General features: G+C 62.4%; 14 protein-coding genes and 2 pseudogenes. 10 read left to right on the top strand and 6 right to left on the bottom strand.

Going from position 1 to position 20,078, the window contains the following annotated elements; translation table 11 throughout:
- Positions 1 to 7: 7 nt before the first annotated feature.
- Both ACYU0X_RS15515 and ACYU0X_RS15510 read right to left on the bottom strand, forming a co-directional pair.
- Positions 8 to 1,090: a hypothetical protein gene (locus ACYU0X_RS15515; RefSeq protein ID WP_461901617.1), complete on the bottom strand. Its 1,083-nt coding sequence runs from the start codon at positions 1,088 to 1,090 to the stop codon at positions 8 to 10.
- A gap of 139 nt (positions 1,091 to 1,229) precedes the next feature.
- Positions 1,230 to 2,426 carry an IS1249 family transposase gene (locus ACYU0X_RS15510; protein WP_461900733.1) on the bottom strand — a complete coding sequence of 399 codons (1,197 nt, stop codon included), beginning with the start codon at positions 2,424 to 2,426 and terminating at the stop codon, positions 1,230 to 1,232.
- Positions 2,427 to 2,631: 205 nt separating this feature from the next.
- On the opposite strand from ACYU0X_RS15510, the gene ACYU0X_RS15505 reads away from it, so the two are divergent.
- The gene (locus ACYU0X_RS15505) at positions 2,632 to 5,160 is read left to right on the top strand and encodes an esterase-like activity of phytase family protein (protein WP_461901616.1); all 2,529 of its coding nucleotides are present in this window, start codon (positions 2,632 to 2,634) and stop codon (positions 5,158 to 5,160) included.
- A gap of 142 nt (positions 5,161 to 5,302) precedes the next feature.
- Positions 5,303 to 6,079 carry a carbon-nitrogen hydrolase family protein gene (locus ACYU0X_RS15500; RefSeq protein ID WP_461902828.1) on the top strand — a complete coding sequence of 259 codons (777 nt, stop codon included), beginning with the start codon at positions 5,303 to 5,305 and terminating at the stop codon, positions 6,077 to 6,079.
- Here the strand turns inward: ACYU0X_RS15500 and ACYU0X_RS15495 are convergent.
- Complete coding sequence (locus ACYU0X_RS15495; RefSeq protein ID WP_461901615.1) at positions 6,076 to 7,692, bottom strand: PucR family transcriptional regulator; 1,617 nt, start codon at positions 7,690 to 7,692, stop codon at positions 6,076 to 6,078. The two genes, ACYU0X_RS15500 and ACYU0X_RS15495, sit on opposite strands and share 4 nt — an antisense overlap.
- A 100-nt stretch (positions 7,693 to 7,792) precedes the next feature.
- Between ACYU0X_RS15495 and ACYU0X_RS15490 the strand changes: the two genes are divergently transcribed.
- The 4 genes from ACYU0X_RS15490 (at position 7,793) to ACYU0X_RS15475 (ending at position 12,644) form a co-directional block, all read left to right on the top strand.
- Positions 7,793 to 9,271, top strand: coding sequence for an amino acid permease (locus tag ACYU0X_RS15490; protein ID WP_461901614.1), 1,479 nt, complete (start codon positions 7,793 to 7,795; stop codon positions 9,269 to 9,271).
- A gap of 54 nt (positions 9,272 to 9,325) precedes the next feature.
- On the top strand, positions 9,326 to 11,035 hold the full coding sequence (locus tag ACYU0X_RS15485) for a flavin monoamine oxidase family protein (protein ID WP_461901613.1): 1,710 nt from the start codon (positions 9,326 to 9,328) through the stop codon (positions 11,033 to 11,035).
- A 192-nt stretch (positions 11,036 to 11,227) separates the two neighbouring features.
- Entirely contained in the window at positions 11,228 to 12,166 is a 939-nt protein-coding gene (locus ACYU0X_RS15480; RefSeq protein WP_461901612.1) for an N-acetylglucosamine kinase, read from the top strand.
- A gap of 10 nt (positions 12,167 to 12,176) precedes the next feature.
- Complete coding sequence (locus tag ACYU0X_RS15475; RefSeq protein ID WP_461901611.1) at positions 12,177 to 12,644, top strand: DinB family protein; 468 nt, start codon at positions 12,177 to 12,179, stop codon at positions 12,642 to 12,644.
- On the opposite strand, the gene ACYU0X_RS15470 is transcribed toward ACYU0X_RS15475, so the two are convergent.
- The 3 genes from ACYU0X_RS15470 to ACYU0X_RS15460 form a co-directional block, all read right to left on the bottom strand.
- Positions 12,641 to 12,955 (bottom strand): hypothetical protein, encoded by a 315-nt coding sequence (locus tag ACYU0X_RS15470; protein ID WP_309409695.1) that lies wholly within the window; start codon positions 12,953 to 12,955, stop codon positions 12,641 to 12,643. The genes ACYU0X_RS15475 and ACYU0X_RS15470 overlap by 4 nt on opposite strands.
- Before the next feature lie 66 nt (positions 12,956 to 13,021).
- Complete coding sequence (locus ACYU0X_RS15465) at positions 13,022 to 13,564, bottom strand: CGNR zinc finger domain-containing protein (protein WP_418907642.1); 543 nt, start codon at positions 13,562 to 13,564, stop codon at positions 13,022 to 13,024.
- Positions 13,565 to 13,602: 38 nt separating this feature from the next.
- Positions 13,603 to 13,905 (bottom strand): MmcQ/YjbR family DNA-binding protein, encoded by a 303-nt coding sequence (locus ACYU0X_RS15460; RefSeq protein WP_461901610.1) that lies wholly within the window; start codon positions 13,903 to 13,905, stop codon positions 13,603 to 13,605.
- 202 nt (positions 13,906 to 14,107) lie between these two features.
- Between ACYU0X_RS15460 and ACYU0X_RS15455 the strand changes: the two genes are divergently transcribed.
- From ACYU0X_RS15455 to ACYU0X_RS15440, 4 genes and pseudogenes are all read left to right on the top strand, one after another.
- Positions 14,108 to 14,710, top strand: coding sequence for a hypothetical protein (locus tag ACYU0X_RS15455; RefSeq protein ID WP_461901609.1), 603 nt, complete (start codon positions 14,108 to 14,110; stop codon positions 14,708 to 14,710).
- Positions 14,711 to 15,230: 520 nt separating this feature from the next.
- A pseudogene (locus tag ACYU0X_RS15450) lies at positions 15,231 to 16,665 on the top strand (integrase core domain-containing protein).
- 1,212 nt (positions 16,666 to 17,877) lie between these two features.
- Positions 17,878 to 19,075, top strand: a pseudogene (locus tag ACYU0X_RS15445) (IS110 family RNA-guided transposase).
- A 163-nt stretch (positions 19,076 to 19,238) separates the two neighbouring features.
- Entirely contained in the window at positions 19,239 to 20,057 is an 819-nt protein-coding gene (locus ACYU0X_RS15440; protein WP_461901608.1) for a CPBP family glutamic-type intramembrane protease, read from the top strand.
- The last annotated feature ends 21 nt before the right edge of the window (positions 20,058 to 20,078 follow it).

Here is a 20,078-nt window from a genome sequence, read left to right as displayed (position 1 = left end):
CGGCGGGTTAGAACATCTGCTCCGGCGCGTGCCGCGCAGATTCCACCCAGTACCGAGCCTCGCATTCACGGCACTGCCAGCGAGGTGTTGGCCCGGATGACATGACGCATCCGGCGAGCACCACATCCTCGTCGAATGCAATGGCGGGCTCACCCCAGATAATCTGCATCGGATTCGGGGCGCCGCAGTCCGGGCAGGCGGGGCGGGCGAAACCTCTAAGCTGCTGCACAGTGGGGTTATGTGCCATGGCATGGCAGTCGCTGCAGAGCACCACGGTGTCATCGATGTGGTCCTGAATTTCCAGGCGCAGATCCTCGGTTCCCGGGCGGTCCAGATGCGCTTCGAGCCGGGACGGGTTGTAGCGTTCGCAAACCTGACACATCGGCTCTTCCTGAGCACCGGATTGCAATAGGGCAAGCGTCAAGAGCGTGCGGTAGTTGCCCTTCGATGCCCCCGCGGCGCAGTCTCCGGCGGTAAGGAAAATCGGTGCCGGGGTTGCTAGCGCGTCGGTCACCGCCGCGAGCAATCGCTCGGAGTCCGGCACCGCAAGAAATTGCGTGGCACGGGGCAGACGATTACCGGTGCGTGCCTCGAGCTGAGTCAGCGACAGCGGATTCGAGAAGGTCGCCAGGTGTTCCAGAGCGGTGGTTTCAGCCTTGGCCTGCACAACCTGGTCGATGCTCAGCAGCAGTGCCGGGCTCGTATTCACCGCGGTCAGCACCAGATCGCCCGCGCGTCGCGGAAAACGATCGTCGGGCAGGGCCGCGGTATCCGCATGCTCCAAGGCGCGGAGCGTTCCCAGCGTGGCTTGGGCGAAGCGCCAGAGCACCCGCTGCCCGGTGAGCGCGGATAACCGAGCGGTAGGAACCCATTGGTGAGGTCGGCGCAAGGGATAGTCGTCGCTTGGGCCAGGGGCCGGGGATGATTCGCTATCGAGAATGGCATCGATTAGCTCCCGACGGGTCATGTGCTCCGGGCGACTGCCAAGACCTGGCATCGCACGATCGTGACACAGGGCGATGAGGGTGGCCCGATCCATCCGGTCATAAACCGGGTCGAAACCGTGGCGACGGATTGCTGGCAGTGCCATCGCGAGTCCTTTCGAATCCTTGGGCCCGGGCACTGGTTGCCCCAAGCGTGTTTCATCCTAAGCAAACGGGGTTATAGGCAATAAATGGTGTCTGGCCCGGGCGTGTTACCCGGGCCAGACCTTCGTGAAACCACGGTTCCTAACGGCTGCGCCCGCCCCAGCCAGACCGGGAATACAAGCCATCCTCAGCTGTCGTGTGCGTGTCATAAAGCGCTGGACCAACCTGTTGGTCAACCGGCTTCATCTTGGCTTCTCGTTCCAAGACCAGCTTTCCCGAGGCCCGGATCAAGGCCGGCAAGTTCGCTCTTGACACCGGCTCAGCTCGGTTCCAGCAGAACCATTCACAAGCCCGCCGGCGATGCTCGATGGGCATCCCGCGGTGATGCGAAATCAGCGCCCGGATCCCGGAATTGATCCCTCCTTCAATCATGTTCGTCGTCGCGTTGACGCCCAACCCGTCCAAGTCCTCGTCCAGGTAGGTGAACACATGGCCGCGCTTGAGCGGTGTGGCCATGCTGCGGTAGGCGCTACGTAGCCGCTCATGCGTGTACCACCACGGTCGTGTGGACTTGACGCTTTTGGGCAATGGGCCGGCCCAGTCTTTCGCGTATGTTTTTTCCTCCAGCAGGTGCTGGTAGCAGGCCTGCCAGGACGCGAACGCGGCACTCCATTCAGCGGCTGCAGCCCGGGTCTTGATCTTTGTGAGCCTCAGGCTCAAGCGCCGTAGTGACTTGCCAGGTTCAGTTCGCGGTCTCATGCTCAGGTGCGTGCGTACGTTGCGTTGCAGATGCACTAGGCAGCGTTGGATCCTCACCTTCGGCCAGAGGGACTTCAGTGCTTTGAGCAGTCCCGAGCCGCCGTCGGTGACAACGACTCTGGGCTCGGGGAAGTGCTTGAGCAGTTCCAGCCACGCCGCTGATTTTTCCTGATCGCACCACTGCCATCCAATGACCTTGCCGTGGGCGATGGCGATCAATAGACACCATCCTGGACGGAGGTAAATGCCGTCGATCTGGATCTCGGCAAAGACTTCGCCGGTGTGGTGCAAAAATGGGTGCACGTTCCAGCACCACTGGGTTTGCTGGCGGAAGGTGCGTCCGGTTCCTCCGGCGAATTCTGCTTGGGACTGTTTGCTGGTCAGCCAGCTGACGAAGCCGGCTAGGACGTTGCGTGCGGTGGTGTCTGGACGTGCTCGGGTTGTGGAGGCGTTGCAGGTGATGCATCGCCAGCGTTGCTTGCCGTTGCGTTTCCCGTTTTTCTTTAGAGGGCTATGGCAGATACTGCATAGGTGGGTGTTTTGTCTTGTAGGGGTCACGCCTATGGGAACAATGCCCATGCGGAACTTGATTCTGCCCCGGGATTCCGGGGCAGAATCAAGTTCCAGGACACCACTTATTGCCTATAGCCCAGCAAACGGGCCGACATATTGGCCGGTGCGGTTCCTTCACCTGCCGTTAAGCAACAGGTCATGTCGGCTTGCCACCCTGTGAGAGGCCTCATTTCCTGCGGCCCTCGCATCGTTTTGCTACCGAAAGTCACTCGTGAATCGCAATCTTCATCCTCGTGTACTAGCCGGCGCCCTGCTCACCGGATCGCTGGCCCTAAGCGTGACCCTGATCGGTCCGGAGGCCTTGGCCGCCGAGCAGCAGTTCTTCGAACGCACCGCCACCTACCCGGTGTATCAGAATCACCCGGAGGGCGAGTCGGCGGTGACGGCCGCCGAAATTTCCGCGGTGTCACCCGACGGGAACACACTGATCTATACCGACGCGTTGGCACGGCAAATTGGCTTCGTCGACATTTCCAACGCGAGTGCCCCGCAGGGCCTTGGCACCCTGTCGCTGAAGCAGTTGGGCAATGAAGAAGACGAGCCCACCAGCGTCGCCACCCATGGCGAGTACGTCTTTGTGGTGGTCAATACCTCCGCCAGCTATGCGCAGCCCAGCGGACGGGTCGACGTGGTGCGGATTGCCGATCGCTCCGTGGTGCACAGTTTCGAGCTACCCGGGCAGCCGGATTCCATCGCGGTATCCGGCGACGGCGCCTTTGCGGCGATCGCCATCGAGAATGAACGTGATGAGGAAGCCGGGGATGGCGGATTGCCTCAGGCACCGGCCGGGTCCATCGCGATCCTGGATTTGGCGGCCCACGAACCTGCGCAGTGGTCGCTGCGTGAGGTCCCGCTGACCAGTGGCGATCCCGGTGACCCGCAGGCCTTGCCGGTGCTGGAGCAGGCCGGTCTCGATACGCCCCAAGACCCGGAGCCGGAGTATGTGATCATCAACGGGCAAAACCAGCTGGCGGTGAGCTTGCAGGAGAACAATGGCGTGGTGCTCGTCGACCTGCCAAGCGGCGAAATTACCGGGGCCTTCAGCACCGGGGCGGTGGACGTGGCAGGGGTGGATACCGCCAAGGATGGGCAGCTCGATCCCTCCGGCTCGCTGGAACAGGCCCCGCGCGAACCCGACGCGATCGCCTGGGCGCAGGACCGCTATCTGTTGACCGCCAATGAGGGCGACTGGAAGGGCGGCAGCCGCGGGTTCTCGGTCTTCGACACCAGCACCGGAGAGGTCATCTGGGACGCCGGGAACGAGCTCGAACGGCTGGCGCTGGCGCAGGGCCTGTTCCCCGAGCACCGGGCCGAGAAGAAAGGCATCGAGCCCGAGGGGCTGGCCGTGGCCGAGTTCAACGGGGTCGATTACGCCTTTGTCGCCGCCGAACGGGCGAACTTCGTGGCGGTTTATGAGCTAAGCGATCCCACGCAGCCGCGGTATGTGCAGAGCCTGCCAACCACTAACGGGCCCGAGGGTGTGCTGCCGATTCCGGGCCGCGACCTGCTGGCCATCTCCTCGGAGGTCGACGAGGCCGAGGAAGGGGTGCGTTCCTCGCTCAACCTCTTCAGCTTCGGAGCCGCACAGGCGGCCTTCCCGCAGCTGCAGGCCGACGGCCAGAAGGTCCCCGGCTTCGGGGCGCTGAGTGGACTGAGCCAGGACCCAGCCAACCCGGATCGGCTCTACGCGGTCAACGACAATGCCTACCTACCGCGGATCTACTCCATCGACACCGCGCAGAGCCCGGCGCTCATCGATGGCAGTATCCCAGTGACCAAGGACGGCGCCCCGGCCCACTACGACTTAGAAGGCATTGCCGCCCGTGCCGAGGGTGGTTTCTGGGCCGTTCACGAGGGAACCAGCGGGCCCGAGAACCTGTTGCTGCGCCTCGACGCGCAGGGTGCGGTCACCGAGGAGGTTCCGCTGTCGCAGGACGTCGTCGCTGACCTAGGCAAGCAGGGGCTGGAGGGCGTGACCGCGCGTGGGGCCGGCGCGGACGAGGAGGTGTTCTTCGCCCTGCAGCGCGAGGTGCCCGGCGAGGATTTCGTGCGGATCGGACGGTACCGCCCGGCCGACGGGGACTTCGCCTGGTTTGGGTACGAACTCGAGCCCAGCGCCGGAAAGGGGCAGTGGAATGGTCTCTCGGAGATTACCGCACTGCCCGACGGGTCGCTGGCCGTCATCGAACGCGATAACCAGGTGGGGGAGCATGCCCAGCTCAAGGCCGTATATCAGGTGACGTTGCCGGAGCCGGTGGCCGGCGAGGTGCCGATGCTGCACAAGAAGCTTGCCGTGGACGTAATGCCGAGCCTTACCGCCGACAACGGGCGGGTGCAGGAGAAACTCGAGGGACTGGGGCTGACCGGTTCCGGGCAGGTGTATGTGGTCAGCGATAACGACGCGGTCAAGGACGCCACGGGCGAGACCGCCTTCGCCCACCTGGGCGCCGTCGAGGAGCTCTTCGCGCTGGCGGAACAGCCGGCGCCGAGCCCGAACCCGAGCGTCGAGCCGACTCACAGCCCGGAGCCAAGCCAGTCGCCGCAACCCAGCGACTCGGTCGAACCCAGCCAGTCACCGGAACGAAGTGCCACACCGAGCAGCACAGCCTCGGCGCCGGAGCGCGACGAGGAACTGGCCGACACCGGTTTCGCGGCCGAGCAACTCCTCGGGCTCGGCGCGGCAGCCCTGCTGATCGGTGCGGTGGTGGCGGTTGCGGCACGGATGCGGCGTCGTCACTGATCGCCGCCGCTTTGGTGCGAATCATCCAGCTTCGCCACCCAACCGGTACTAATGGACTAGCCCCCGCGCCACCCGTGACGGATTAATCTAGTAGCAAGCGATTAAACGACGCGCAGGAGGACCCTCAATGCAGATCGCGGTGATGCAGGCCCAGGCGGCGGTGCTGGATATCGACGCCAACTTGGCCGCGATTGATGCTGCCGCGCAGCGGGCCGTTGCGCAGGGCGCGGAACTGTTGTTGACCCCGGAACTCTTCGTGGTCGGCTACGCACCCTACCAACTGCGCGATGAGCTCGAACCCGCCATCCTGCCCGAGACGCGTGCCCGGCTGGCCGAAATTGCCGTCTCGCGCGGGATCGCCCTGGTGTACTCGCTGCCCGAGATTTCCCCATCGGGCTGGAAAATTACCGCGACCTTCATCGACGAGACCGGTGCGCGCCTGGGTCACTATGAAAAGGTGCACCTGTTCGGCGAAGAGGAGAAGGACGTTTTCGTGCCCGGCGACCAGCCGGCGACGATCGTCGACTTCCGCGGCCTGCGCCTGGGCATGGTCATCTGTTTCGACGTCGAGTTCCCCGAGACCGTGCGCGCCGCTGCCCTGCGAGGGGCGCAGGGGTTGTTGGTCCCCACCGCGATGGGAGCCGGCTACGAGACGGTGTGCACCACGCTCGTGCCCACCCGCGCCATGGAAAGCCAGATGTTCATCGCCTACGCCAACCACTGCGGGAGCGAGGCCGGTTTCAAGCTGGCCGGCACCAGTGTGGTCGCCGGCCCCGACGGCACGGTGCTGGCACGGGCCACGGCCTCCGCGGACCTGCTCTTCGCGGATTTCGATCCGCAACTGGTGGCCAGCGCCCGCGCGGAGATCCCCTACCTGGCCGACCGTCGGCCCGAGCTGTACGAGCGCTGGGACGGCTAATCCTGCTCCGGCAGGAATGAGAGCGCCAGGTACAGCTCATTTCGCACCGCGGCCTCGCTGAGGTCCAGGTCGAGCAGTTCGCCGATGGAGGCGATATGGCGGCGCACCGAATTGCGGTGCAGATCGATCGCCCCGGCCGTCACATCCCAGGAACCGTTGGCGGCCAACCAGGCGCGCAAGACCTGCAGATACAGTTTGCGGCGCTTGGCCGGGAGCTCCAGCACGCCGGCGAGGGTTTCCTCGGCCAGCTGACGCCCCGCCTGCTGCGGCAGTAGCGAGGCGAAGGTGCGCGGCAGTTCGGCGGCATCCAGGCACCGCCCTTCCTCCCGGGCGCGGCCCAACAGCCCGCGGGCCTGCGCGGTCAGGTCGGCCAACTGCCCGGCCAGTTTGGGATTGACCTCGGCCGGGTGACTGAAGGCCGCCACGTACCCGGCGCGCTTGAGCCGGTCGAAGAGGGCCTTGACCGGTTCGGCCCGGGTGATCGCCAGGAACCCCGTGTCCTCGGCCAGCACCAGCTTGGTATCCAGCAACGAACGCAGCGGGGTGACATCCGCCCCGAGCCCGCTTTCGCCGGGATCGCCCTGTTGCCGCAGCGCCACCACACGCACCGGGCGGCGCGCCGGACCGCCCAGCGAGCCGGCGAAAAGCTCCAATTCGCGGGCGTCCAGGTTGGCGCGACCGGTGAGCAGCATGGTGGTGGCCAGCTGGGTCGGGGCGAAAGATCCCGCCATGCGCTGGCGCGCCACAACTTCGAGCAACCCCAACGCGGTCGAGGCCAGCGCGTGGTCGATGCTGGTGGGCGGCTGCGCAAAGCTCAGCTGCAACACCCCGAGTACGGCGGCGCTGCGGGTTCCGCTGGTGCCGGCGCGAATCGGGAAGGCCAGATGGGTGCCGGACTCATCCTGCTCCATGACAAGCTGCCCGGCGGCCGGGGCATCCACGGCTTCGGCGCATAGCTTGGCCAGTGCGGCCCCGTCCAGCCCGGTGCCCTCGCTGCCGCTGGCATAGTGGCGCAGCCGGCCGGCGGGACTCAGTAGTTGCACCGCGCACCCGGCCCGTTGGGCGAGCACGGTAACTAGTTGTTCCTCCGGGTTCGCCGCGGCGACGCAGCGCATCAGCGCGCGATTGGCTTCGGCGCTATGGCGTAGCTGGCGTGCGCTGTCGGCCTCCATGAGTTTGGCAAAGGCCAAACCGATGGCGGCAAAGGGCAGCGAGGCGGGGATTTCCCACAGGGTCAGGTCGTGGCGGCGGCAGGCGTCGATCACCGTGACTGGGACCTCGAAGAAGTAGGGGTCCATCGCGAAACCTAGGGCGCTGACCTTGGCCTCGACGAGCCGGGCCACAAAGGAATCTACCCACTGCTGGTCGTCGGCGTGCTCGACGAATAACGATCCGCTGGTGAGGATGAGTTCATGGTCGACCAGATACGGGGTGGGGTCGTCGATATCACTGGGTTCGACCCAACGCAGCGGTCGGTCACCCGCGTCGTGATGTACGCGCACGTCATCGGGAAGTTGCCGAAGGAAACGGGCCAGCGTGATGGTATCCCACGCCCGAGTGAACGGATCGTGCGGTGTTATCGTTGTATCCGGTTCAGGTGCGATTTGTCCCATGGCAGACAACTTTAGTTCAAATCGAACCGTTCTGAGAGCCACCTCACAGGCCTAGGCTTGTATTCGGCACCACTGCACGTCTTTCAATGAGGATACGCCTATGAACACCACCACCGGCACGACCGGACCGGCCACCGCGCTTGGTCCGCAGCTGCGCCGACGCAAGTCGATTAACTCCATGGTCCGCGAAGCGGAGTCCAACGCGGGTCGCGGTACGCTGCGCCGTAGCTTTGGCGTGTTCCAGCTGACCATGATCAGCGTCGGTGCCACCCTAGGCACCGGCATCCTGGTGATCCTGGGCGAAACCGTGCCGATTGCCGGTCCGGCCATCTGGATCTCCTTCGTGATTGCCGGTATTACCGCGTTGCTCTCGGCGGTGTCCTACGCCGAAATGGCCGGCATGGTCCCGGTCTCCGGCTCCAGCTACTCCTACTCCTACGCCACCATGGGCGAGGGCATCGCCTGGGTCTGTGGTTGGTGCCTCGTGCTCGAGTACGCCGTCTCGGTGGCCGCGGTTGCCGTCGGCGCCGGTGAGTACGTCAACGAGACGCTGCGCGTGTTCGGCATGGGCCTGCCCGACGCACTGGCCGGCGGCCCCTCCGAGGGTGGCGTCGTGAACCTTCCGGCGCTGATCGTCGTCGTGCTGGCCACCCTGCTGCTGGCCCGCGGCGCCCGTGAGTCGGCGATCGCCAACACCATCATCGTGGCCATCAAGACCGGCATTCTGATCTTCTTCTCGATCGTGGCCTTCACCGCCTTCGACGCCGGCCACTTCGAACCGCTGCTGCCCATGGGCGCCGCCGGTGTCACCGCTGCGGCCTCCTCGGTGTTCTTCTCCTACATTGGTTTCGACGCCGCCTCCACGGCCGGTGAAGAGGCCAAGAATCCGAAGCGCGACCTGCCACGCGCCATCCTGCTCTCGATGCTCATCGTCACCACCGCCTACGTGCTGGTCGCCGTCTCCGCGATCGGTGCCCGCGAGTGGAACTGGTTCGACGGCACCGAAGCCGCGCTGGTGCAGATTCTGGCCGAACTGACCGGGCAGAAGTGGGTAGTGCTGCTCTTTGCCGCCTCCGCAGTGCTCGCTATCGGCTCCGTGGTGCTGACCGTGCTCTACGGCCAGACCCGTATTCTGCTGACCATGTCGCGCGACGGACTGGTCCCGCCGGTCTTCGCCAAGGTTTCGGCGCGTACCGGCACCCCGCTGGCCGGTACCTTCATTACCGGTGGCTTGATCGCCATCACCGCGGCCTTCATCCCGCTCGGCGCCCTGGCCGACGCCACCAGCATCGGTACGCTCTTCGCCTTCGGTCTGGTTGGTGTCTCGGTGATTTACCTGCGCCGCAAGCAGCCGCTGGCCGAACGTACCTTCAAGGTGCCGTTCTACCCGGTCACCCCGGTCCTTGGCGTTGCCGCCTGCGCCTTCCTGATGAGCCAACTGTCCTGGCACACCTGGACCGTCTTCGGTCTGTGGATGCTCGTCGGCGCCGCGATCTACCTCGGTTACGGACGCCGCCGCTCCCGCCTGGGGCAGCTGAGCAAGCAGGAATACATCGACAGCCACCTGGGCGAGAAGTAACCGCCCACCCCGGCCACCCACGCACATCACTACCGAAGGATTGCAGAACACTCCATGACCTCACTGCACAACGCCGCAGGCGCTGCGGCACCACAGGCCGATGGCAGCATCAACATGCTGAACCCGGATTTCCCGTTCAATTACGACCTCTACCTGGAGCACCCGGCGGGCCTGGGGTGCGTGCCCGAGTCGCTGTACGGTACCGAGGTGGCCGTGATCGGCGCCGGTCTTTCCGGCCTCGTCACCGCCTACGAGCTGATGAAACTGGGTCTGAAGCCGGTGGTTTTTGAGGCCGACGAGATCGGCGGCCGTCTGCGCACCGCAAGCTTCACCTCGGCCCCGGAGATCACCTGCGACCTCGGTGGCATGCGCTTCCCGGTCTCCAGCAAGGCGCTGTACCATTACATCGACAAGCTGGGCCTGGAAACCTTCGACTTCCCGAACCCGCTGGCCGCACCCACCGACTCCACCGTGATCGAGCTCAAGGGCGAAAAGGTCTACGTGGAAAAGGACGAGGACCTGCCGGCCTTCTATCATGAGGTGGCCGAGGCCTGGAAACAGGCCCTGCGCGACGACGCGAAGTTCGACGAAATGCAGCGTGCCATCATGGATCGCGACGTGCACGAGGTCAAGCGCATCTGGAACTCGCTGCTCGAGGAGTTCGACGAGGAAAGCTTCTACGGCTTCATCGCCAACTCCAGGGCCTTCAAGGAGGCCGGCTTCGAACACCGCGAGGCCTTCGGTCAGGTGGGCTTCGGCTCGGGCGGCTGGGACACCGACTTCCCGAACTCCATCCTGGAGATCCTGCGCGTGGTCTACACCGATGCCGACGACAACCACCGCGGTATCACCGGTGGCGCGGCCAAACTGCCGCACGCCCTGTGGAACCACGCCCCGGCCGACCTCAAGCACTGGCCGGCCGGCACCACGCTGGCCTCGCTGCACGGCGGCGCACCGCGCGGTGCCGTGGCCAAGATCCGTCGTTCCGAGCAGCCCGGCTTCAACGGTTCGAACGCCATCGAGATCACCGAACGCTTCGGGCGCACCGCGACCTACCCGGCCGTGGTTTCCACCGTGCAGTCCTGGTTGCTCTCCACCGGCATCGACACCGAGGAAGGGCTTTTCCCGGCAGAGCTGTGGACCGCGATCGAGCGCAGCCATTACATGCAGTCCTCGAAGACCTTCGTCATGGTGGACCGTCCGTTTTGGAAGGACCGCGACCCGGTCACCGGCGAGTACGTCATGTCGATGACCCTCACCGACCGCCTGAACCGTGCCACCTACCTGCTGGATAACGGGGACGATAAGCCCGCGGTGATCCTGTTGTCCTACACCTGGAACGACGACGCGCTGAAGTGGCTCTCGCTCTCCGCCGAACGCCGCATGGAGCTGATGCTGCACTCGCTGGAGAAGATCTACCCGAACGTAGATATCCGCAGCCACATCGTGGGCCAGCCGGTCACCGTCTCCTGGGAGGCCGACCCGAACTTCATGGGCGCCTTCAAGGCCAACCTGCCGGGTCACTACCGCTACCAGGAGCGCCTGTACACCCACTTCGATCAGGCCAACTTGGCCGCCGAACACCGCGGCATCTTCCTGGCCGGCGATGACGTGTCGTGGACCGCGGGCTGGGCCGAAGGCGCGGTGACCACCGGTCTGAACGCCGTGTGGGGCGTTGTGCAGCACCTTGGCGGTAACGACGCCGAGACAAACCCGGGCCCCGGCCAGTTCCTGGCCGAACTCGGCCCGAAGAAGCTGGACTAACGCGGCCATCACCGCGTAGCGAGCACTGCGAGTGCTAGAAGCCCCGGAGTGGGCGCCCGTGACCCGGGCGTTGACGCCGGGGCTTTTCGCGTCCCGCTTGCCAGTTTGGGCCGGCACGGGCGACGATGAGGTGCAGAGTCGCCCCGGTGCGCACCGGTGACTCGCTGATTGTGATGCGTTGATGGGGGAGAAGTGACCGAAACTGTGCTGGCCGTGGACTGCGGCCAAACCGGCATTAAGCTGCGGCTGCAGAGCCCCGGGGAACCGGTGCGCGAGTCGCGGCACCCCGGGGTGCGCACGGATCGGCCGCTGCTACCGCAACTAGCCGCCGCGGTGCAGGACAGCGGGCTGAGCGCACCCACGCTGACCTTCGGTGTCTCCGGTTTGACCAGCGCCGAAGATGACGCCGCCGAACTCCTCGCGGTGCTTGGCGACACGGGCTTCGAACGCGTGCTGCTCACCCACGATTCGGTGACCTCCTATCTCGGCGCCCTCGGCGATCGTCCCGGAGCCGTGGTCGCCGCCGGCACCGGAGTGGTCACCCTCGCCGTCGGACCGCACCGCACCGCCCGGGTCGACGGCTGGGGCTACATCATGGGAGATGAGGGCAGCGGTTATTGGATCGGCCAGCAGGCCTTGCGGGCCGTCATGCGGGCCTACGACGGACGTGGACCGGCAACCGGCCTCAGCGAACCGGTGCGGGAACGTTGGCCACGACTCGACGAGGCCTACATTGCCTTGCAGTCCGCACCGGACCGGGTGAGCCTCGTGGCCTCCCTGGCCCGCGAGGTAGCACGCTGGGCGCCAACCGACACGGTGGCGCGTGATATTTGCGTGCGGGCCGCCACCGAGCTGGCACAATCGGTGGCCACCGCGCTGCGCTTGGTGACCGAAGAACAACCAAGCCGGCAACTGCTTCCGGTGGCGGCGATTGGTGGGGTGTTCTCCAATGAGCTGATCGCCGAGGAATTCGCTCTGGTTCTGGGCGAGCTACAGCCGCGGGCCGAGGTGGTATCCGCCGACGGCGACGGTCTTGCCGGGGCGCTACGCCTTGCAGACTTAAGCGCCGAGCACCCGCTGATGCATCTGGTCTCCGAGGCTAGGCGCGGTGAGCACGGCGTAGGTAGCTAGGCTTAGGGCTATGACGACCAGAAGCCCTAACGATTCGCTGCTTGTAGATTTCACGGTGCAGAAGTTCGATGAACTCGTCGCCGTGGTGGCCTCACTTACCGACGAGCAGGCCAACTACGTGGTGCCGGTGCCCGGGAGTAACTCGGCCGTTCAGCTGCTGAGCCACTGTTGCGGGATGATGCGCCGTTGGAGCTCCACGGTCAATCGCGGGGTACCGGTGCCACGGGACCGCGCGGCGGAATTTACCGTGCAGATGCCCGTGGCCGAAAGCCTGGAGCTGGCGGCGGCCACGCGCGCGGCCTTCCTCGAAGACCTTGCCCTCACGGACCTCACCGCACCGCCGGTGGCTCTGCCCGCCGAGCGCGCGGAGCCGTGGTTCGTTACCTGCGGGGGCGTCATCCTGCACGTATTCGAGGAACTCTGCCAGCATCTGGGGCACCTTGAGATCACCGTGGATCTGGCGCGGGCTGACTCCTAGGCCGGGTCTTCGGCGGCCTTGGCGCCCCACTCGTCCATGAACTCTTCGTCGGTGAGCTCTTCGAGGTCCTTGCGAACGGATTCGATCAGTCGCTCGGCCTCTTCGATATTCGAGGTCTTCAGGGTGAGGATGACCGAGTTGTCGGCTCGCGAGTGGACGACGACGGCGGCACCAATGGGTTCGATTTCATTGGAGCCCAGCGCCGCCGAGGCGATCGCGGCAACCCAGCGTCCCGCGGCGCGCAGGGGAGTCTCGTGGCTCTGTTCCAGGCGGGCCTCGTAGTGATCAGCGGCATGAGATTCGGTGCTCATGATTCTCCCTCGGCTGGGCGGCAACATTTCCGTTGTCCCAAGCATAGGTCTGATCTGTGCGTTGAGCTACTTGGCGGCTTTTCTCGCTCGGTATGCACGCACGTGCTCGCGGTTCGCACAGTTACCGGTGTCGCAGTATCGCTTGGAATTGTTGCGTGAAAGATCGAGCAGGGCCGCGTGGCAATCCTGCGAGGCGCAGATTCGTAGGCGGTCCAGACCATCGGCGCTGATCACCTCGGCCAGGGCCACCCCTGCGGTAACCGCCATTCGGTCGTAGAGCGGGGCTGATTCGGTGACCGCATGCAGAAAGTAGCTCTTGCCGTCGCGGGTCACCAGCTGTGGTAGCGCGCGTCCGTTGCGCAGAATGTAGTTCACTCGGTGCACGGCCTCTTCGACCGGTGCGGTCCAGATGGCTTGAAGCTGGGAGCGCAGCAGACGAATGGAGCGAAGTTCGGCTTGGTTGCGGGCGCGCGGACCGGCGAAGCTCTGCGCGGAGAGGTACTGGTCGAGGTCCGCCACCGTGGAGAGGAGGTCGACCAGCGGGCTGCTGGTGTTTAGCAGGTCCACGATCGAACGCAGCGTGCGTTCGGTGTCGGGGGCAAAGCTCATTCTCGGTCCTGTCGTGCGCGGATGCCGTCCTAGCTATTCTAGGGTTCGTTGGCCAACCGGTACGACTCGGCGATGAGCTCGCCCAGCACCTGGGCATCGATCCGGTCCATGCGAACGAGGACAAGCAACGGCGAGCGTTGATGATGCGCCGTCCAGTAGTAGGTATCCGGATCGAGCGCGGCGAGCGCTTCGCGTTCGTCGGACTTTACCGTCAGCACGCCATCTTCCCAGATGCGGGCGAATAGGGTGCGGGCAAACCACGCCGGTTGCCCCCAGCTGAGGCGTTCACTGACCCCGGGCAGGCGTAGCGCCGCAACTCGGACGTCTTCTTCGCTGACCATAACGGCAGTGTCGCAGGGCGGCGGCGGTTCGGTAAACCAGCGTGCCTGTCGGCGGTCGTGTCACGGATAGGCGTGGCATCCAGTTTGATCAAATTGTTGGTTAATAGTATTAATGTAATAGAAAATCGCTAGTCATCGATCAGGTGGCTGTTAGTTAGTGTTCATCATTTATCAATGATCTATAGTGTTGAAAGGACTGTTCGTGGCAAACAGAATGAAGGCTGGTGTTGCGATTGCAATGTGCCTGGCTTTTTTGGGGGCTAATGCAGCGGTTGGTGCACCTGTGTCAGCTGTGCGAGTTGCGCAGGAACCTATTGTAATTGACACTCCAGGCGACGTAGCCGCAAAGTATTCGTACAACTACAACTACACGATCCAGACAACTGGAGATCCTCGTCGCCCTTGTTCGGGGCAGGACGGCAATGCGGTTTGGAAGAGAGTTAACCCGAAACTCGCGAGATTGTTCCCGGTGCCGGGGATGCCGAACAATATCCGTGCCGGCCAAACTGTTGCGCTTGCTGGAAACAATAAGATCTACGTTGAGCAGGTTGGTTCTCGGCATTTTCAGTTTAAGGCTCTCCCTGGACACGTAATGGGGAGCGGCAATCACCTAAAGTTCACCTTCTCTGCCGACGGTAAGACGCTCAATACGAACGCATGGGGCAATGGCGGGGACAAGAATAAACTTCTGGCTTACGTGAAAACCATTGTTCCAAAGGGTCTTTGGAGTCAATTCGGCGGTAACTTAAGGCAAGAGCTTTGCCCGATGCTTGGCCCGCGAATGATGGAAGGCAATATCAGCTAGGAATGTAATGGCTGAAGAACAAACCTGACGATATCATGCCTCTCGTAAGGATTTGTTCGGTGTTCTGCTGTCCTTTGTCAGCGATCTTTCGCCGATGGTACTCGCTGAAACAATGGTTTGCCGGTTGTGATACGAAACTTGAAGGTCAGGAGAGCTACGATGTAGCTGGATAGTTTGACGATTCAGCGGCAGAGCTGCGTTTAGAGATGTACGTCACCCGGCGGTCTACGGTTTGGTAGGTCCGCTGGGTGAACATCACTTCGTTGCAAGGAGTTGTGTTGAACAAGTAGTAAGTTATCGGCTTGTTTAGCGGACGTTATTGGAAGCACCTGTGTGCGCATCGGATGTGTAATCTCGGTACTTCGTGGACACTGATTCTCATGGTTTCGTAGACGGTGGATCTCACGACTTTGTATGTCCTGTCTCATCGCCTTGTGGACACACGATCTCATGACATCGTAGGCAGCATCTATCAACGCTTCGCGGACAAAGCCCGCCCGTTTCTTGGCACAGTCGAAGCATGAGTCAACCGTTGCCACCGCGGGTGAGAGCCATGATCATCAACTACGAGCAGACTGCCCCAGAAGCCCTCGCAATTAGTGAATTCTGCAAGATACAGAAGATCCCACGCAGCATCTTCTATCGTCTGCGCGAACGAGCCGCGAACGAAGCATCAGCACCACTGCATCCCAGATCTCGGGCACCTCATCAACTGGCCAGGCGCTACGGGCCCGAGGCCGTCAACGAACTGGTCCGTCTCCGCAAGCAACTGAAGCAGGACGGATGGGACTACGGGCCGAAAACAATCCACTACGAAGCCACGTTGGTCGAAGAGTACTCGGCCGGCCAGGTCCCCTCGGGGGCCACGATCGCCCGGCTTCTAGCGGCGGTTGGTCAGGTAGACCGCAACACCCGCAAACGCCCCAGGTCCTCACGCATCTCGTTTGCCCGGGCATCGGCCATGGCTCTATGGCAGCTGGACGCCTTCGAATTCACCACCGCGGATGGGAAAACCCGGACCGTGTATCAGCTCGTCGATGACGCAAGCCGCTACGATGTCGGCTCCTGTGCTTACGCCCGGCACGAGAACAGCCACACCACGAAGTGCTCTCGCGGGGTGTCACTGAGTATGGGGCGCCGCGGGAGATACTCAGCGACAACTCCATGGAGGTCAATCAACTGCGCAGCGGTGTCTTCGGCGCCGTAGAAGTGTTCCTTGCTTCCAAGGGACCCATGCCGATCACGGGGATGCCGGGCAAGCCCATCACGTAGGGCAAGAGCGAACGTTCACACCATACCCTGCAACGCTTCCTGAGTGCCAACAAGCCCCAAGACCTCAGCGAACTGCGCCGGCTCATTCAGCGTTACCGGAAACATTACAACACCCGAGGGCCGCACCAGTCGCTTAATCAAGCGACACCGGAAATGGCGTGGACAACGCTGGAACGCTCGCCCGCGACAGAGCCGATCGCACTCGTCGTGCTGGGAGCGAAGGCCGCCGGGTACCTGACCAAACGGCGGCTGAAACATACAGACTTGAGCTGTGCCGACATGGTCGTGACCAAAGACAGGAAAGCCTACAATCTTGATGACTGGAACGAGTCAGACCCAGGGGCGGCAGGTCTTGAGGCCAACCAGAAGCTGAAGGCAGTCATGGCGGAGCAGCGCAAGGTGTTTTATAAGCGTCAGCATATTTCCCTGCCCATCGGTGATGGCGTGCCCGCACAGTAACCGACACGGAGATCTTGCTTTTTGATCCGATCGCAGGCGTAGTGGCGATGTCGCTTCCGTTGCCGATGACGGCGTTGTATTCCAGTGGTAGACATACTGTCTCGTATTCGATCCGTGGCATTCAGCTGAGCAATCCGACACGTCATTGGTAGAACAAGGTGACACGATACAGGGAGGAGTACGAACTACGGGAAAGGCAGACTCCAGAGGCGTTCACCGACTAACCAGGAGGGTTGCTGCGCATCTCCGAAGGGTTTCACGGGATTCAAGACGGTGGGTGGCTACAAAGCTTTGAGATCGATCGTCTACGAAGTGGTGAGATTCGGTGTCTACGAAGTAGCGAGATTACACACCGGATACGCCGGCACGTGGTTCCAAATATGTATACAAAACAATTGGATGTCATCGGCTACGATCAGAATTGGCATGACTTGCATTTTCAATCGGAACTTTTATGCTATCAATCAGTCTTAATATGAAAGTAGATAAAGTCGGTGTTGTTTTGCCGAAATTAGTGTCCATGTCGAATATTCGCCGCTTGCGCACTGAGTGTGCAATTGATTTTCGGCGTATGGAACATGTCAGCGCTAGCTGGTTCCTATGAAGACTTTTTGCGACCTTGGATTGCGTAAATAGTTACCCATGCGAGGAGTGCAGGAATTGCAAATATTGAAAGGATGACCCACCAGCTGTAGTTCGTGCTCCATAACCAAGTGAGCCCTACCGTAAAAACAAAAAGCGAAGCGTACAGCAAGAAGAAAGCCAGCCCGAGGACTAGCGAACGTTTATTCATAGCTGTAACTTTACATAAGCTTCATTCGAATTGCCATGTAGCCATTCTGTGCGTTGACCGTTATTGCAACTCAAGGACCCTAAGGTCAACCGAGCCCGTGGGTGTGTCCGAATCGTTTGCACGCTGTGCTGTAGTGGCACGGTAACTGCCCGCCAGATTTATCTCATGATAATCTCCCAAGCAGGTTGTCAGGGCCGGATTCCAATATTTCATCTAGCCTTACTGATTGATGAAGGGGCTTGTGTTAGTTGCATTTAGCCTTTGTGGCGGGCTGTCCAGGATTAGGCATCCGGATCCATTGCGGCCAGCGCCTCGTATTCATCTGCCTGGACCGTGAGCACGCCCGGCTCCCATATGCGTGCAATTAGAGTGCGGGCAAACCATGAAGGGCTGCCTGATATGTTGTTGGCAGCCCCTAAAAGAAGATCATAGGGACTATCGGCCGACCAGCCTCGGCATGGTGCCTTGCCCCTGCTTATCCAATAGTCCGGGGGTGTTGCCACCGAGGCTGGGATGGCAGCGAGGTGATTGCTGATTAGGGTCGCGGCGCCAAAAACGGACGCCTGTCATAACGTGGATGTAAGACTTTGCTACCGACGGTTGGCCGACCTTGAACAAGAACCGGTTCAAGACAGCACTAGCCATGATCAGCACGGATAGCGAGATATTTCTCGGGCTCGATGTCGGGAAAATCGACCCCTGGGCCTGTGCCGTCACCAAAGACGGCACCAAAATCTGGAACAAGACCCTACCCAACGACGAAACCAAACTCGTCACCGTCTACCAGAATCTCAGCGCCCAGGGCACCGTGCTGGTCGTCGTGGACCAACCCGCCACCATCGGTGCGCTGGCAGTCGCGGTCGCCCAGAACCTCGGTATTACAGTGGCCTACCTGCCCGGACTTTCGATGCGGCGCATCGCAGGCATGAATCCCAGGACAGCGAAAACCGATGAAAAGGACGCGTTCATCATCGCCGGCGGAGCGCGCACCATGCCGCACACGCTACGCAGCATCCAAATCTCCGACCAGGACGAAGCCACCCTGGGCATGCTCACCGGAATCGATCTGGAGCTAGCCCGGCAGATCACCCAAACCAGCAACAGAATCCGCGGGTTGTTCACCCACATTCACCCGCCACTCGAACGGATCCTTGGGCCTTGGCAAGAGCATGATGCGGTGCTGGAAGACCTTGCAGCCTGGCCCACCCCAGCAGCACTGAAGCATGCCGGCAAAGCCAGAATCGGTGCGAAGCTCAAAAACATGGTGCCCGCCGGCACACCGCCTGGGCCGGGGGCCATCATTGATGCGATGGACGAACAAACGGTGGCCGTGATCGGCACCGACGCGGCCGGCCTGGCCATTCCCCACCTGGCCCGGCAATTGATCTCGTTGCATGCCCAACGAGCGGACATAGCCACTCACTTGGAAACCATGGTGGAGGCCCACCCTCTTTACCCGGTCCTGACATCCCTGCCAGGGACCGCAAGTCAGGACCGCAGCGATCATCATCGCCGAGACCTCCGGCAAAACCTTCGCCAGCGCCGCCGCGTTGGCCTCCTACGCCGGGCGTGCACCAACCACCCGGCAATCAGGGACCTCCATCAAGTCCGAGCGCGTCAGTCATTCAGGGAACAAACGGTTGAAACGCGCGTTGTTCCTGTCGGCTTTCGCGTCCATCCGCTTCGACCCAACCAGCCGCGACTACTACGACCGGAAACGGGCTGAAGGGAAACGCCACAACCAAGCGCTGATCGCTTTGGCCCACAGGCGCCTCTCGGTGTTGTGCGCCCTGATCCGAGACGGGTCGCTCTATGACGTGCCGGAGTTGAAAATCGCTTGACACTGAACATTGAGACTTCCCCAACTCAGGCGTTCACTGACCCCGGGCAGGCGTAGCGCCGCAACTCGGACGTCTTCTTCGCTGACCATAACGGCAGTGTCGCAGGGCTCTTGCCGAAGTTCAACGGTTCCGCTCCTGCGGGCTCGCCTGGCATGCTGGAGCCATGACGTCGACACTCGGTGAACCGTCGCGGAGCGTGCGGTCCTGGAAACTGCTTCCCGCGGGGCTGATTGCCCTGTGCGCGGTGTTGCTCTTCGCGGTGGGTAACGATGTGGCCGGTTATGCGTCGCTGACCGTCGGTGTCGTGGCCGCCGCATTTGTCGATCGCGAACTGTTGCGGGATCTGTCGCTGATCGCCGGCGGGTTGCTGATCATTAGTATCGTCCCGCTGCATGCAGATCTGAGCCTGCAACATATGGCGCTGATGGGTACGGCGTTGACCTTGGCCGTATTGCTGCCCTGGCTCATCTCGCGCTTCGTCTACCGCGAGCGGGTCATTCGGTTTCCGGTCAATACCGGGCGGCCGTGGCCGCTGGTCGCGAAACTATACCTCGTGGGGATCATCGGGCTGGCCTACCTGATTCTGCCCTTTTACCTGATCAACGCGGGGGTTTATCACAATTGGCCCGATGCCTCCGATCCGGTGATCTTTGTCCGTCTCTTTCTGGGCGTGAACGCGGTAGGTATCTGGGATGAGCTGTTCTTCATCTGCACGAGCTTCGCGTTGTTGCGTCGGCATTTTCCCGATTGGACGGCGAATATCCTGCAGGCGGTCATGTTCACTTCTTTCCTGTGGGAGATCGGATATCAGGCGTGGGGGCCGCTGATGACCTTTCCCTTTGCGCTGTTGCAGGGATACACCTTCAAGCTGACGAAGTCGCTGAGCTATGTGGTGTCGGTTCATCTCATTTTCGACTTCGTGCTGTTTCTGGCCCTGGTGCATGCGCATAACCGGCAGTGGCTGCCGATCTTTTTGTACTGACCGCCCGGAGGCATTGCCTTG

This window comes from Glutamicibacter sp. X7, assembly GCF_054889245.1.
This window is presented reverse-complemented; position numbering and strand designations above follow the sequence as displayed.

Bases quoted from the DNA above. Each gene is read 5' to 3' on its own strand.
- ACYU0X_RS15515 (WP_461901617.1), bottom strand. From the start codon at position 1,090: ATGGCACTGCCAGCAATCCGTCGCCACGGTTTCGACCCGGTTTATGAC.
- ACYU0X_RS15440 (WP_461901608.1), top strand. From the start codon at position 19,239: ATGACGTCGACACTCGGTGAACCGTCGCGGAGCGTGCGGTCCTGGAAA.
- ACYU0X_RS15470 (WP_309409695.1), bottom strand. From the start codon at position 12,955: ATGAGCACCGAATCTCATGCCGCTGATCACTACGAGGCCCGCCTGGAA.
- ACYU0X_RS15475 (WP_461901611.1), top strand. From the start codon at position 12,177: ATGACGACCAGAAGCCCTAACGATTCGCTGCTTGTAGATTTCACGGTG.
- ACYU0X_RS15500 (WP_461902828.1), top strand. From the start codon at position 5,303: ATGCAGGCCCAGGCGGCGGTGCTGGATATCGACGCCAACTTGGCCGCG.
- ACYU0X_RS15510 (WP_461900733.1), bottom strand. From the start codon at position 2,426: ATGGGCATTGTTCCCATAGGCGTGACCCCTACAAGACAAAACACCCAC.
- ACYU0X_RS15495 (WP_461901615.1), bottom strand. From the start codon at position 7,692: ATGGGACAAATCGCACCTGAACCGGATACAACGATAACACCGCACGAT.
- ACYU0X_RS15460 (WP_461901610.1), bottom strand. From the start codon at position 13,905: ATGGTCAGCGAAGAAGACGTCCGAGTTGCGGCGCTACGCCTGCCCGGG.
- ACYU0X_RS15485 (WP_461901613.1), top strand. From the start codon at position 9,326: ATGACCTCACTGCACAACGCCGCAGGCGCTGCGGCACCACAGGCCGAT.
- ACYU0X_RS15465 (WP_418907642.1), bottom strand. From the start codon at position 13,564: ATGAGCTTTGCCCCCGACACCGAACGCACGCTGCGTTCGATCGTGGAC.
- ACYU0X_RS15490 (WP_461901614.1), top strand. From the start codon at position 7,793: ATGAACACCACCACCGGCACGACCGGACCGGCCACCGCGCTTGGTCCG.